The organism is Telmatospirillum sp. J64-1 (assembly GCF_006980715.1).
GTDB classification, from domain to species: Bacteria; Pseudomonadota; Alphaproteobacteria; order Rhodospirillales; family Magnetospirillaceae; genus Oleiliquidispirillum; species Oleiliquidispirillum nitrogeniifigens.
Genome location: NZ_SBHN01000028.1, coordinates 38,475 through 52,107 on the forward strand (window position 1 = coordinate 38,475; position 13,633 = coordinate 52,107).

At 60.0% G+C, this 13,633-nt stretch carries 15 protein-coding genes; 3 read left to right on the forward strand and 12 right to left on the reverse strand.

Features of this window, described 5'->3' with window-relative positions; translation table 11 throughout:
* The first annotated feature begins 12 nt into the window (after window positions 1–12).
* On the forward strand, window positions 13–453 hold the full coding sequence (locus EPD66_RS21170; protein ID WP_142850539.1) for a DNA-binding transcriptional regulator: 441 nt from the start codon (window positions 13–15) through the stop codon (window positions 451–453).
* A 15-nt stretch (window positions 454–468) separates the two neighbouring features.
* On the opposite strand, the gene EPD66_RS21175 is transcribed toward EPD66_RS21170, so the two are convergent.
* From EPD66_RS21175 to cobA, 6 genes are all read right to left on the reverse strand, one after another.
* Window positions 469–924 carry a YcgN family cysteine cluster protein gene (locus EPD66_RS21175; RefSeq protein ID WP_142850540.1) on the reverse strand — a complete coding sequence of 152 codons (456 nt, stop codon included), beginning with the start codon at window positions 922–924 and terminating at the stop codon, window positions 469–471.
* On the reverse strand, window positions 866–2,110 hold the full coding sequence (locus EPD66_RS21180; protein WP_142850542.1) for a polyhydroxyalkanoate depolymerase: 1,245 nt from the start codon (window positions 2,108–2,110) through the stop codon (window positions 866–868). Before EPD66_RS21180 ends, EPD66_RS21175 begins: the two co-directional genes overlap by 59 nt.
* 134 nt (window positions 2,111–2,244) lie before the next feature.
* Complete coding sequence (locus EPD66_RS21185; RefSeq protein ID WP_255448605.1) at window positions 2,245–3,558, reverse strand: cobyrinate a,c-diamide synthase; 1,314 nt, start codon at window positions 3,556–3,558, stop codon at window positions 2,245–2,247.
* A complete protein-coding gene (locus tag EPD66_RS21190; RefSeq protein ID WP_142850544.1) occupies window positions 3,555–4,166 on the reverse strand; it encodes an SCO family protein in 612 nt (203 codons plus the stop codon). Before EPD66_RS21190 ends, EPD66_RS21185 begins: the two co-directional genes overlap by 4 nt.
* A 114-nt stretch (window positions 4,167–4,280) precedes the next feature.
* Entirely contained in the window at window positions 4,281–5,048 is a 768-nt protein-coding gene (locus tag EPD66_RS21195) for a sulfite exporter TauE/SafE family protein (RefSeq protein WP_255448606.1), read from the reverse strand.
* A 253-nt stretch (window positions 5,049–5,301) separates the two neighbouring features.
* Window positions 5,302–6,102 carry a uroporphyrinogen-III C-methyltransferase gene (cobA, locus tag EPD66_RS21200; RefSeq protein WP_142850545.1) on the reverse strand — a complete coding sequence of 267 codons (801 nt, stop codon included), beginning with the start codon at window positions 6,100–6,102 and terminating at the stop codon, window positions 5,302–5,304.
* Between the two features lie 86 nt (window positions 6,103–6,188).
* Between cobA and EPD66_RS21205 the strand changes: the two genes are divergently transcribed.
* Window positions 6,189–7,256, forward strand: a complete 1,068-nt coding sequence (locus EPD66_RS21205) for a cobalt-precorrin-5B (C(1))-methyltransferase (protein WP_142850546.1) — start codon at window positions 6,189–6,191, stop codon at window positions 7,254–7,256.
* Entirely contained in the window at window positions 7,243–8,013 is a 771-nt protein-coding gene (locus tag EPD66_RS21210) for a cobalt-precorrin-6A reductase (protein WP_142850547.1), read from the forward strand. The genes EPD66_RS21205 and EPD66_RS21210 overlap by 14 nt, the downstream gene beginning before the upstream one ends.
* Before the next feature lie 134 nt (window positions 8,014–8,147).
* Here EPD66_RS21210 and EPD66_RS21215 read toward each other — a convergent pair whose 3' ends face one another.
* From EPD66_RS21215 to EPD66_RS21240, 6 genes are all read right to left on the reverse strand, one after another.
* Window positions 8,148–8,498 carry an STAS/SEC14 domain-containing protein gene (locus tag EPD66_RS21215; RefSeq protein ID WP_142850548.1) on the reverse strand — a complete coding sequence of 117 codons (351 nt, stop codon included), beginning with the start codon at window positions 8,496–8,498 and terminating at the stop codon, window positions 8,148–8,150.
* Between the two features lie 40 nt (window positions 8,499–8,538).
* Window positions 8,539–9,207: a glutathione S-transferase family protein gene (locus EPD66_RS21220; protein ID WP_142850549.1), complete on the reverse strand. Its 669-nt coding sequence runs from the start codon at window positions 9,205–9,207 to the stop codon at window positions 8,539–8,541.
* A 78-nt stretch (window positions 9,208–9,285) separates the two neighbouring features.
* The gene (locus tag EPD66_RS21225; RefSeq protein ID WP_185961551.1) at window positions 9,286–10,131 is read right to left on the reverse strand and encodes a class I SAM-dependent methyltransferase; all 846 of its coding nucleotides are present in this window, start codon (window positions 10,129–10,131) and stop codon (window positions 9,286–9,288) included.
* Between the two features lie 798 nt (window positions 10,132–10,929).
* On the reverse strand, window positions 10,930–11,622 hold the full coding sequence (locus EPD66_RS21230) for a class I SAM-dependent methyltransferase (RefSeq protein ID WP_142850552.1): 693 nt from the start codon (window positions 11,620–11,622) through the stop codon (window positions 10,930–10,932).
* Window positions 11,623–11,662: 40 nt separating this feature from the next.
* Complete coding sequence (locus EPD66_RS21235) at window positions 11,663–12,493, reverse strand: glycosyltransferase family A protein (RefSeq protein WP_142850553.1); 831 nt, start codon at window positions 12,491–12,493, stop codon at window positions 11,663–11,665.
* A 98-nt stretch (window positions 12,494–12,591) separates the two neighbouring features.
* Entirely contained in the window at window positions 12,592–13,503 is a 912-nt protein-coding gene (locus tag EPD66_RS21240; protein WP_142850555.1) for a glycosyltransferase family 2 protein, read from the reverse strand.
* Window positions 13,504–13,633: the final 130 nt, after the last annotated feature.

Here is a 13,633-nt window from a genome sequence, read left to right on the forward strand (position 1 = left end):
TGGAGCACAGGAATGTATCACTACACCGAATGCGGTCTGGAGAATGTATGGCTGGTGAACGGCTATAGGGAAATCGAAACCGGCTATGGGAAAGCCGTATCCGTTCCCAACTCTCGTGCGCTGCATCAGGCTATCGCCACCGACCTGATACACCGCAAGCCCCATCTCAGCGGCGGCGAACTCCGCTTCCTGCGTGGTAATATGGATAAGACCCAGGCGGAATTCGCCTATCTGCTCGGACGGGATACGCAAACCGTCGCCCGTTGGGAAAAGAGCGAGGAAGTTCCTGATCTGGTGAATGTCCTGGCGCGAGTGATCTATCTCAACCATTTGGGCGAAACGCCATCCTACCTGGACATGGTCTATAAGGTTGCGGACCTGAAAAAGGGTGAGACGCCAGCCTTCACCTATCAGGAAAAGGAAGAGAATTGGGAGTTCCAGGAAGCAGCTTGAACTGCCCCCTCGCTCTCACCAAGGCCAGGTGACGATGTGGTCTTCGTAGTCGCCGGCGCGTTTTTCCGGGACGCAGCGGCCGCGCACCGAGATGCCGGCGGCGTGGACGGTATTGGGGTCGCCCGATTCCAGCGGGTGCCACCAGGGCAGGGGCTTGCCCTCGTCCACCAGCTTGTAGGCGCAGGTCGAGGGCAGCCATGTCAGCGTCTTGATGTCGTCGGGCGTAAGCTTGACGCAATCCGGCACCAGCCGCTTGCGCCCCGGATAGTTGGAGCAGCGGCAGGAGCCGGTATCGAGGAGACGGCAGGCGATGTTCGTGTAGTGAACCTCGCCTGTGTCTTGGTCCTCGAGCTTATGCAGACAGCATTTCCCGCAGCCGTCGCAGAGGGATTCCCACTCCGCTTCGGTCAGGTCATGCAGCGACTTCCCTTCCCAGAACCGCGTCGTGGGTGCGGATGAAGTCCGTGACATTGGGCAGGATCTCCTCGCGCCAGCGCCGGCCGTTGAAGACGCCGTAGTGGCCGACGCCCCGCTGGCAGTGGTCGCGATGCATATGGGCCGGCAGGCCGGTACACAGCTTATGCGCCGCGATGGTCTGGCCGGGCCCGGTGATATCGTCCTTTTCGCCCTCGACGGTCATCAAGGCGGTGCGGGTGATGGCGCTGGGCGTCACCTTCTCGCCGCGATGGGTCATGGTCCCGCAGGGCAGAGCGTGATCCTGGAACACCGTCTTGATGGTTTGCAAGTAGAAATCAGCCGACAGATCCTGGACCGACAGATATTCGTCGTAGAATTTGCGATGGGCCTCGGCGCTGTCGCCGTCGCCTTCGATCAGGTGTTCGAACAGCTTCCAATGGGCCGTCACATGACGGTCGAGATTCATCGACATGAAGCCCGAAAGCTGGATGAAGCCCGGATAGACCCGTCGGCCGCGGCCCGCATACTGGAAGGGCACGGTCTGGATGACGTTGTGCTCGAACCAGCTCAATGGGCGTTCGGTGGCCAGTTCGTTGACCTTGGTCGGGCTGACGCGGGTGTCGATGGGGCCGCCCATCAGGATCATCGAGGACGGGACCAGCGGGTCCTTGCGGCTGGACATCAGCGACACGGCGGCCAGGACCGGCACCGAAGGCTGGCAGACCCCCAGCACATGGGTGTTCGGCCCCAGGAAGTGCAGGAAGTCGATGATGTAGTCGATGTAATCGTCCAGGTCGAAGCCGCCGGCATGAAGCGGAATGTCCCGGGCATCCTGCCAGTCGGTGATGTAGACGTCGTGGTCCTTCATCATGCCTTCGACCGTGCCGCGCAGCAGCGTCGCCCAATGGCCCGACATGGGGGCGACGATCAGGACGCGGGGGTCCTGGCGGTCGGTGTCACGCTTGAAATGCAGCAGGTCGCAGAAGGTCTTGCGCAGCACCACTTCTTCGTGGACGGCGACCTTTTCCCCGCCGACGGTCGTATGGGTCAGGCCGAAATCGGGCTTCTTGTAGCGCCGCGTCGTCCGTTCGACCAATTCGGCACCCGCCGCCATGACCCGGCCGAAATTTGTGTAGGAAATCGGCAGCCAAGGATGGCTGAAGAGATGCTGGGCCGTTTCGGCCATCAGGCGCAGCGGCGCCACGGCAGCATAGTTCATTTCGTGGAAGTGATAGAGCATCCAATCCCCCGGAGGTCAGAGAGACTACCTCTGTCGTTATATTTTTATTACGCATGAGGTATACCTCTCGCAATAAAAATAATTTTTGAAGGGTTATTGGACGCTTTCTCCCCATTTTGCTTAGGCGATTATGCCTATTCATGATCTATGACATGTAGGAAGGATCCTGCTGCTTTGCCAGATGCCAAACCCATAGGACCCATGTCCCGGCCCGCCGCATCGCTGGCGCGGAATAGGGTGGGGCCGTCTTGGCGGGTGATGGTGGCATAGTGGAATTCGTGGCCGCGATAGACCCGGCCCGCCGGACCCAGGAAACTGTCCGCCAGCAGCACCGCCCGGCGATAGCCGAGATGCAGGCGGCGTTCGGCGAAGCTGGTTTCCAGCGGCAGCAGCCCGGCCATCGCGTGGCGCTGGCCCTGGGCATCGGTCAGGCTTTCTCCCAGCGTCATGAAGCCGCCGCATTCCCCGAAGATCGCCGCCCCCCGCGCCGCCGCCGCGCGCAGGCCGCCCATGAAGCGGTCGGCTGCGGCCAGCCTGCCGGCATGAAGTTCGGGATAGCCGCCGGGCAGATAGAGGCCGTCGCAATCTTCCGGCGGGGCCTCGTCGGCAAGGGGAGAGAAGAAAGCGAGTTCCGCCCCCTCGGTCCGCCAGGAATCCAGCAATCCGGCATAGGTGAAGGAAAAGGCGTCGTCCCGCGCGATGGCGATGCGCTGGCCCAGGGGCGGCATCGGCGCCTCCGTCCGGCCGCCGGACGGCTTCGTCGGGCGGGCGAGGGACAGCAGGGCGGGGATGTCCAGATGCTCGGCCATCAGGTCCGCGGCCTGGTCGAGGAAGGCGGCCAGTTCCGCATGTTCGCGGGCCTGGACCAGCCCCAGATGGCGCGACGGTGTCTCCAGCCCGTTCAGGCGCGGCAGGCAGCCCAGGACCGGGATGCCGGGGCAATGGCGGGCGCAGGCGCGGGTCAGCATCTCCACATGGTTGGCGCTGCCACAGCGGTTGAAGATGACGCCCGCCACCGTCACTTCGGGCATCAGGTCCGCGAAGCCCCGGATCACGGCGGCGGCGCTGGCCGATTGGCCGCGCACATCGACCACCAGCACCACCGGCCAGCCGCTCAGGGCGGCGATTTCGGCGGTCGAGCCGCTGGGACCCTCGGTGACGTTGGCGCCGTCGAACAGGCCCATGACGCCTTCGCACAGCACGATCTCGGAGGCGGCGCCGAGGGCGGACAGGGCGGCGGACAGGCTGGCCGGGCGCATCGCCCAGCCGTCCAGGTTGCGGCAGGGACCGCCGCAGGCGGCGGCGTGGAAGCCGGGATCGATATAGTCCGGCCCGACCTTGGCCGAGGCCACCGCCAAGCCCTTGCGGGCCAGCAGGCGCAGCAGGCCCAGGGTCACCATCGTCTTGCCGCTGCCCGAGGACGGCGCGGCGATGATCAGCCCGTTCAAGAGATCATCTTGCCCGAGAGATAGCGGCGCAGGCCTTCGGCCACGGCCTCGGGGGTGGTGCCATGGCTGAAATGAGTCACGAAGCTGCCGTCAGGCCCCATGAGATAGATGATCGAGCTGTGATCGACCAGATAATCGGTGGCGCTTTCCACATTGGCCTTGGCGGAATAGACCCGCCAGGCCTTCTTGGCCGCTTCCACCTGTTCGTTGGTGCCGGTCAGGCCGACCATGCGGGGGTGGAAGGCCTGGACATAGCCGGCCACCGTCTCGACCGTGTCGCGCTCGGGGTCCACCGTGATGAAGACCGGGGTGATCTCTTCGCCCTGCGGTCCCAGCATGTCCAGGGCCTGGGCCATGATGGCAAGGCTGGTGGGGCAGGCATCGGGGCAATAGGCATAGCCGAAATAGATCAGCATGGGACGGCCCCGGAAATCCTGCTCGGTCACCGTCTTGCCGGTATGGTCCACCAGGGTGAAGGGGCCGCCGATGGGAACCGCCGCCGCCTGATGCTGGCCGCCGTCGTTCCATAGGGTGGCACGGCCCGCCAGCGCCACTAGCCCCACCACCAGAAGAGCCGCCACGACGGCAATGATCCGACCGAGTTTCATGCCTCATTCCTTATGCCGTTCATGCGGGAGCGCTGCTCCCGCGCCCTCGCCAAGGGCCGAAAGGCCCTTGGAACCCTATACATAGGAAGTTGAGGGCCGGGGGGCCAAACTTCCTTATGCTACCAGCCGCCACGCCATGAAGGACAGTACCCCCGCATTCAGCACCAGCAGCAGCGGCGCATAGCGGAAGACGGTGGCGCGGAAGCGGCTGGCGGCGAAATGGCCGACCAGTCCCACCGCCAGCAGGCTGGGGATGGTGCCCGCCGAAAAGGCCAGCATCGCCATGATTCCCCCCAAGGCGCTGCCCGAGGCGGCGGCGGCGGCGATGGCGCCATAGAGCAGGCCGCAGGGAATGAAGCCCAGGGCCAGCCCCAGTCCATAGCCGCGCAGGCCGGTGGGGCTGCGGAACAGCGGCTTGGCCCATTCCGATACCTTGGACGACCACAGGGCTTCGGCCTTGGCGCCGCCGGGCAGGGCCATCTTCAGCTTCGGCACCGCCAGCCCCAGCAGCAGTATCGCGGCCAGCAACAGCAATCCCGCCGACAGCCATTTCAGCCCCGGCACCATGGACAGCGAGCCCGCCGCCAGGGCCGCAGCACCGCCCAAGGCGGCATAGGTGGTGGCGCGGCCGAGGTGATAGGGAAGGACGGCGGCTCCGGCCAAGCGGTGCCATTCCCGCATCTGGCTCACCGGCCGGGTTTCCAGCCGTGCGGCCACCTGGCTGAGGACGAAGGGGCCGCACATGCCGGCGCAATGGCTGGCGCCGCCGATCAGGCCCATCATGAACAGGCCGAAGATCAGCCCGCCCTGCTGGTCGAGGACGGCCATGCATTGATTGAGGCCCGAGGAAAGCGCCGCGAGAAGAAGGGAAGTTTCGTCCACAGCCTTGTCAGTCCTAAAAGATGGCGTGAAGGGGTGTTGCAGGGCTCTGCCCTGCACCCGCCAAGGGCCTTAGCCCTTGGCACCCATTCCTTGTTTTCGTCACTCCCGCGAAAGCGGGAGTCCATCTCCGCCCAGGAAGACACAGCAGCATGGATTCCCGCTTTCGCGGGAATGACGCATAACCTTAGCGAGGTCCAGGAGGCGAGCCTCCTGGCGGGTGCAGGGCAGCGCCCTGCGAAACCTTGTCCGCCTCTCAAACCTCTCCGAAAACCATCGCGCCGCCGCCCTGCCAATCCAGCAGGGAACGCAGACGGACCATCTCGCCGATCACCAGCAGGGCCGGGGGCTCGATCCCCGAGGCGGCGATATCGGCTTCCAGCCGTCCCAGGGTCGTTTCCAGCACCTTCTGGTGGGGCGTGGTGCCCCGGCTGACCACGGCGGCGGGCGTGTCGGCATCCCGTCCGGCGGCGATCAGGCGCTGCGAGATCGGCCCGGCATGTTTCAGCGCCATGTACAGCACCAGTGCCGGCAGCCGCGCCAGGGCCGTCCAGTCCAGCCCGTCCGGCACGTCGCCGGTGGCGGAATGGCCGGTGACGAAGGCGATGGCCGAATTGGTATCGCGCGAGGTGGCGGGAATACCGGCATAGGCCAGCGCCCCGACGCCCGAAGTAATGCCCGGTACCACGCGGAAGGGCACGTCCGCCCCGACCAGCGTCAGCGCCTCTTCCGCGCCGCGTCCGAAGACGAAGGGGTCGCCGCCCTTCAGCCGCAGTACCCGCTTGCCTTCCTGCGCCAGGACGACCAGCCGTTTCGAGATGTCGGGCTGCTTCGCCGAGGGCTTGCCGCCGCGCTTGCCGGCATATTCCAGCACCGCCTCGGGATGCACCAGCGCAAGGATGCGCTCATCCACCAAGGCGTCGTAGACCACCACATCCGCGTGGCGCAAGGCATGCAGCGCGAGCAGCGAAAGCAGGCCGGGATCGCCCGGCCCGGCGCCGACCAGCCAGACACTGCCCGGACGGAACTCCGGCATTTCGATAGGGAATGAGTCCATGGGCGCAGTATATCCACTCGTCTTTGTCTTTGCCCGGCTTTTTCTAGCCCTATCATGGCATTGCCGGGCAGGCTAGATTGGTCTGTATGACGAAGGAACTACGCAAGGGCTGGACCACCGGAGCCTGCGCCACGGCAGCGGCCAAGGCGGCGTTTGCCGCGCTGTCCTGCGGGCGCTTTCCCGATCCCGTGACCATCACCCTGCCGCGCGGCCTGACGCCGTCCTTTCCCCTGGCCCGGCAGGAACTGGGGGAGGGCAGGGCGACGGCGTCGGTGATCAAGGATGCAGGTGACGATCCCGACGTGACCCATGGCGCCGAGATCGTCGCCACGTTGCGCCCCGGCGCGGCGGGCAGCGGCGTGACCTTCCGTGCCGGGGAAGGGGTCGGCACCGTGACCTTGCCGGGCCTGCCCCTGCCGCCGGGCGAGCCCGCCATCAATCCGGCCCCGCGCGCGATGATCGCCGCCAATATCGACGCCCTGGCCCGGGAATTGGGCGTGGCCGGCGACGTGGAGGTGACGATTTCCATCCCAGGCGGGGCGGAACTGGCCGCCAAGACCATGAACGGGCGGCTGGGGATTCTCGGCGGCTTGTCGATCTTGGGCACGACGGGGGTGGTGATCCCCTATTCCTGTTCGGCCTGGATCCATTCCATCCATCGCGGCGTGGACGTGGCCCGCGCCTTGGGGATCGAGCATGTGGCCGGGGCGACCGGCAAGACCTCGGAGGCGGGAGTGAAGAAACTCCATGGCCTGCCCGATACGGCGCTGATGGATATGGGTGATTTCGCCGGAGCGCTGCTGAAATATCTGCGCAGCCATCCGGTCCGGCGTCTGACCATCGGCGGCGGCTTCGCCAAGATGACCAAGCTGGCCGCAGGCGAGATGGACCTGCATTCCTCGCGCTCCAGCGTCGATATGGCGCTGCTGGCCTCCATGCTGGAGGAGTTGGGGGCATCCGGCGAGACCGTCTCCCGGGCCCGCCAGGCCGTCAGCGCCGCCCAGGTCCTGCAACTGGCCGGATCCTTGCCGCTGGGCGAGGCCGTGGCGCGGCGGGCCCGGGAGACGGCCCTGGCCGTGCTGGCCGGCGATATCGCGGTGGATGTGGCGGTCTTCGACCGGGCCGGAAGGATGGTGGGCCATGCCGGGCCCTGAGACTCGTCCCGCACTCCTGATCCTGGGCGGCACCACGGAAGGCGCCGAACTGGCTCGCGTTCTCCATCGCCAATATGCCGGACGGCTGCGTATCGTCTCTTCCCTGGCCGGGCGGGTCGAACGCCCCGGCCCGCTGCCCGGCGAGGTGCGGATCGGCGGGTTCGGCGGACCCGTGGGGCTGGCGCAATACATGCGCGAGAACGGCATCACCATGCTGGTGGACGCCACCCATCCCTTCGCCACCGCCATCTCGGCCCATGCCCGCCAGGCCTGCGACATCCTGCGCCTGCCGCGCCTGACCCTGGAACGTCCCGCCTGGCAGCGCCAGCCCGGCGATATCTGGGTGGAGGTGGACGACATGGAGGAGGCTGCGCGGCTGCTGCCGCGTATCGGCCAGCGCGCCTTCCTGACGGTGGGAACGGGCGAGATCGAGCCCTTCGCCAAATCCGAGGGAGTCTGGTTCCTGGTGCGCCTGATCGCCCCACCCAAGACGCCTTTGCCGCTGGAGGACTACCAGGTCACCCTCGGGCGCGGCCCCTTCAGCATCGACGACGAGCGCAGCCTGCTGTCGTCCTGGCAGATCGATTGCGTGGTGACCAAGGCCAGCGGCGGCTTCGCCACCTATGGCAAGATCATCGCCGCCCGGGAATTGCGCCTGCCGGTCCTGATGATCCGCCGCCCCGACCCGGAACCGGGAGAGCGGGTCTCCAGCATCGACGGGGCCCTGGGCTGGGTGCGGCAGATGGCAGGGATGTAGGGGAAGAAGGGCAGGGCGCTGCCCTGCAACCCGCCAGGAGCCTCGGGCTCCTGGACCTCGAGAGTCAGTGGCCCTAAGAAATTAGCTTTGTCCTGAGGAGCCGCCTTGGCGGCGTTTCGAAGGGCCCGGACTCCCTACCGCCGCAGCCAGTTCGCCGCGACCGCGGCATCCTGGGGATCGAAGAAACGGACATCGGCGGTGAAGAACCACCGGGCGAGCTTGCTCATCCATTTGTCGATCAGCACGTCGCCGACCACGGCGACGCGATGGAAATCCGAACGGCGGCGGAAGTCGAAGCGTAGATCCTGCCACAGGGCCGCCGGCTCCCAGCCCTGGAAATCCTCGAAGACGAGATAGAGGCGCAATTCGCCCCCGCAGGACAGGGCGTTCTGGACCGCCGGGACCAGGCAGTCGTAATCTTCCCGCGTCAGCCGCCCCCGGGCCCGGACGGTCAGGATGCCGCCATGCTCTTCGACCTCGATCATGTCTGAAAGTTGATCATCGTCAAAGGCTTGATCAATATCCCTAAAAATCCAGGTCGGCGTAATGGGCCGGCGGCGGAGAGCCGACCAGGCGGTCGGCCAGCAAGGGGCGGAAGCTGGGACGGGACTTCACCCGCGCATACCAGTCCTTCGCCGAAGGATAATCCTCCCACGGCACGTCGCCGACATAATCGACGCAGGACAGATGGGCGGCAGCGGCGATGTCGGCCAGCGAGAAGTGATCGCCCGCCAGCCAGCGGCGGTGGTCGATCAGCCAGCCGAGATAGTCGAGATGGATGCGGATATTGGCGAAGCCGGCCCGCACCGCCCGGGAATCCGGCCCGCCATTGCCCAGCATGCGCTTCATCACCTTCTCGCCGACTAGGCAAAGGGTGACCTCGCGGTTGAACTTGACGTCGAACCAGTCCACCAGCCGCCGCACCTCGGCCCGCGAGTCGGGGCAATGCCCCAGCAGCGGCGGGTCCAGCACCGTCTCGTCCAGATATTCGCAAATCGGCGTCGCGCCCGAAAGCACCGTGCCGTCGTCATGAACCAGCACCGGAACCTCGCCCGCCGGATTGAGGGCGAGAAATTCCGGCTTCCGCTCCCACGGCCTTTCCTCCACCAGCTCGAAGTCGAGCCGCTTCTCCGCCAGGGCAATCCGCACCCGGCGCGAGAAAGGACAGAGAGGAAGGTGATAAAGGCTGCGCATGGACAGGGTGTTACACCAACTTCGATGACGACGACAGCCTATCCTATGGCTAATGGGAGAAGGGGGGAAGATGGGGGGTTAGATCTCCCCTGTATGGAATGTGGGTTTTGAAGAATGAAAGCCCAGCCGTTTCGCGATGCTGCGTTTCCATTTCTTTACGCGACGCCACCGTTGGCGTTCACGCTCCCATTCGGCCTTTGCCGAAAGAATATTTCTTCCTTCTTCTGATCCGGCATAAATGCGGAGCAATTCGGCGACTTCTGGAACTCGTGAGCGCGACAGAACGCTTATTCCGGAAGGCGTCATCCACATAGTCTCAGGAGCCTGGCCGAGCTTTTCGCCAATTTCTTTCATGGCCGGCGTAAGCCCGCACATTATAACATCATGGAAAACCATGATGCCTTCCGGGGAAAGGTGCGGCCAAACTGCCAAAGCATCCTTCAGTACTTGCTCATTCGTGTGCAAGCCATCGATGAAGGCCAGATCGATAGGACCGTCAAGTTGGGTGGCTATGATTTTGTCAACATCTTGTGGGGAAGTTCCAAGCGTAGCGCTGACATTTAGGCCGAGTTCAGAGGAAATGAGATTGGTCAGCTCAAGGCCTTCCAAGGAATTATGGTCATAGCCAGCATCAATAGCGACAATCCTGGATTTTGGATTGATCAGTCCGAGAGCGATGGTGCTCCAGCCAAAGCTATTGCCGATGACGAAAACGCGCTTTGGCTGAGAAGCTGCGCACAATTGTTCGAAGAAGTGCACTTCTTGCAAAGCGATTCCCAAGCCTTCGGTGACCGAGCGTCCATTCCGCATAAGCCATGTAAAAGGTGCTGCTCGGGCATTGTTGAAAAGAAATGAGTTGAGGCCTGTAGAGATGGTAAAGCCGTGAGCCTCATAAGCTTTTATGAGGGGAACGATTATGGACATGACCAACACCAACCTTATTTGATGTAAAATTCCTAAAAACATGCAGTAAGAATTTTTAGGAAGCTTGGTTAGGAGCGCTATCGCTATTCCGTAACGCCTAAGCCATTGGTGGCTAACCAGCTGGTTCAGTGTGATAAATTCCCTTGAGGTCAATGAAGCTTTGAATTCATAGTCAGAATCTGGTGGCATCTGCAATGAAGACTGTAACTGCAAGTTTCTCTGTGCATCTGTTGTAATATACAGCAATTCTCAAGAAAGTCATTTAGTGGGAAATCATGATCTCCATTGGAGTGCGGCTGCGGTGAAGAAAATTGCAGTCACCGCCCTTGTTGCGATGCGGGATGTTGATCTACGGCATGAAGGGGCGCTGGTCGTGTAGTCGGTGGCTTGACTGCCGGTCAGTAGGAAACGAAAGGACGGCAGAATGTATCGCTCAGGGCATGGATCTCCATGGAGTGCTGCTATGTAAGGGGGTAAAGGCCTCGGTCCCGATGCCCACTTTTCCACCAAGGGTATAGCAAGGAACTTTTGTAGCGGGCGAATGGTCCATGGCTTCTACCGGAGGATCATTAGGAGAGGTGATGGCATGAAATTTCCGGATGTCCTGGCTATCCAGCGGCAGCCAGATTTCAAGACATGGATGATACAGCGGATCCGCTCAACCCGCGTCTTGCCATGCATTTCTGCCGCCAGATGCGGTTTTCGCCGTGTAAACTGCTCGTCCTTCACCAAGGCCTTCATCTAGAGGATTCTTTAGGGAGACATAATGAATGGTTGAATTGCTGATAGAGTGAAAATTTATGAGATATTCTTTCTTCCGTATATGTAGAAATCGGCAAAGGAAGTGTTTTCCTGATCGTTTTCGTCAAATGGATATCTGTTGTTTATATGGCCAATCATTTCCCAGGCTGGTTGGTTGTCCATTACCCATTGAGTAAATTGCCGATGCCGTACATGTGGTGCAGGCCATGCTTTTTCTTCATTGCTGGAATAAATCACGACATATTTTTTTGATACAGAGAAAAGATTTTTCATGTATTGATCAAATGTTTCGTCCTCCACTAAGTGGTAAATGACATCGAGAGAGAGGGCGAGATCATAAAATTTATTTGTGAAGTCAAAGTTATTTAGTATAAAAAACGATTTTGTGTGGTCTTTTGCAAATTTTTCTTTACATATGCTTACGGCGGTGGGAGATACATCTATTCCAACATAATTAGGATATGAGGATAGTTCGAGTTGAGCTCCATCTCCACAGCCAAGCTCAATAACTGTTCTTATGTTTTTTTCTTTCACAAAATCGTTAAGAACTTCGGCTTTGAATTCTGCAAGACGGTTATAGGACCCCGAGCCGGAGTTTCCGCCAGAGTGGTATCTGCGCTCCCAGTAGCTTTTTGAGCTGTCGAATAAACTTTTTTTACCAAAAAAAACGCGCTTTAATTTTTTTATAGCAATTTTAATTGGTGATTTTTTTTCTTTATACTTTTCCATGCCTATGATTCTTCCGTTAGTCGTTAATCATGATTTTTAATTAGATGTTTTCTCTAATGTCCGCTCCGCTAAGGGAAGGAAAACCATAGATTTCTTTTAAAGATTGGATGCACTCGTCATTCCGGCCATGACCTATATTTACTTTCCAGAGTCCTGATTCCTGGGTATCGTGCCAACTGATCCAGTTATGGATAGGACCTATTTTACGTGCGGTGGCGCCATTAAGGCGCGCCATCCAGTAAAGCCATACATCATCGGCTTGCCGGCAATATGTCTCAAAGATATCGCGGTGGAGGACATCTTTGTGGAAGACGTTTGAAGGATACAAAACCCCACCTACGCCAGTAGGAAAGGTAAGTGGAGAGGCGGCACCTTCTCCGATATCGAGCTTCCATTCTTTATAGGGGCAAGGAGTTCCGTCCCTCCCTAGCTTGATGCGGTGTGCACGATAGCAGAGAACATTATCCGGATATTTTCTTGATGCTTCAACTAGGCCTCGAAGCCAATTGGGCCAATAATAGGTGTCATCGTCAGCGGTAACAATGACAGAGTTTTCAAAGGCCTCAAGGGTAGGTATTATTTTCTTATAAGATCCCAGGTCGTCGCAGAAGCGAATTTCGATGAAATCACTGCATTCTTTAATTATTTCTTTTGTAAGGTATTTTTTGTCGTCGTGAGCAATCCAGAGGACAATTCGGTCGGGAGAAATATCCTGACGCAAAATACTTTTGAGGGTGAGAGGGAGAACTGGAAAACGTGCGGGATAGGAGGTCAATGAAACCGTTAGCTCTTTGTTCAAAGAATGCGGTTCAGCAGTATGAATTGTTGCTTTTGAAAGCTTTAGCTTCCAGGGAATGACAGTGGGAGCCATCTTCCGGAACTTCCTGCGTATATATTTAAGCACCTTAACCCTCTTTCATGCCGTTTACGCTTGGACTGTCTCCGGATAATCTAAAAAGAATGCAATAATTACTTTTTTTCCTCAGGGTCAAACGCACGTGTGCAATCTTCTATGAACTCAGGGTCAGAGGGAGTGAAGAGACTGCTTTTTATGCTGCGCCAGAACCAGGGCGATAGAATCGTCGCCCCTCTTTGCCGCTTCTGGTATTTCCATGCGCGCCCCGCAGCTTGCCGGCAAGCAAGTCGCTTGAGCTCGATAGGGACATCAGGATTGTCACGAAGAAAATAAGCTAAAGTACGTGTCACCCGCTGTAGTTGCCATCCCGGGTCTTTTCTTGTAACACGTCCAGGTACTTCTGCAGGAATGTAGGCTAACGTTGTTTTCACATGAACAAAGGGAGCGATACGGGCTAGGCGAAGGGAGAGGGAATAATCCTGTGTATGAATGACCCGCTCGTCGCAGCCTCCGACTTCTTGGGCTGCTCGTGTGTTCACAAGCATCTGTGTGGGATTGAAACGGGAGGTCCTTACTGTCGGACGGAGAGGTTCGGCGATATACTCTACTTCTGCTTCGGGCAGTGGCGCGCTAAGATCAATCGACTCTCCTTCGCGGTACATTACGGCATCGCCAAAAGCGAGATAGGCGCCGGAACCATGAAGAGCATTCAGCAGCACCTGCGTCGCATCATGCGCCAAGAGATCGTCTGCATCGCAGAATTTGATATAGGGCAGGCGTGCGCGCTCGATGCCCCGGTTTGTCGCTGATGCTGCCCCAGCATTGGCTTGCCGGACGATCGTCACATTCGGCCAATCCGCAGTCTGCCTTTCGAGGACCGGCATGGATTCGTCCGTAGAGCCGTCGTCGACAAAAATAAACTCTCGCTCAAAATCGCCTCTCTGAGCCCACAGCGCGTTGAGTACCGCAGGAAGCCATGGTGCCTTGTTATAGACGGGCACAATGAAGGAGACGCCGAGAGACATGGTGAAACTCTTCTAATGCAATATGGCCGGCAGCATAGCCTTTTCGGCCTGGACGTGTCAGCAGCGAAGATGCTGCCAAAGTAGTCGTACCTGCAGTCATAAAAAAGGCGGAGCCACCTGGCCCCGCCTT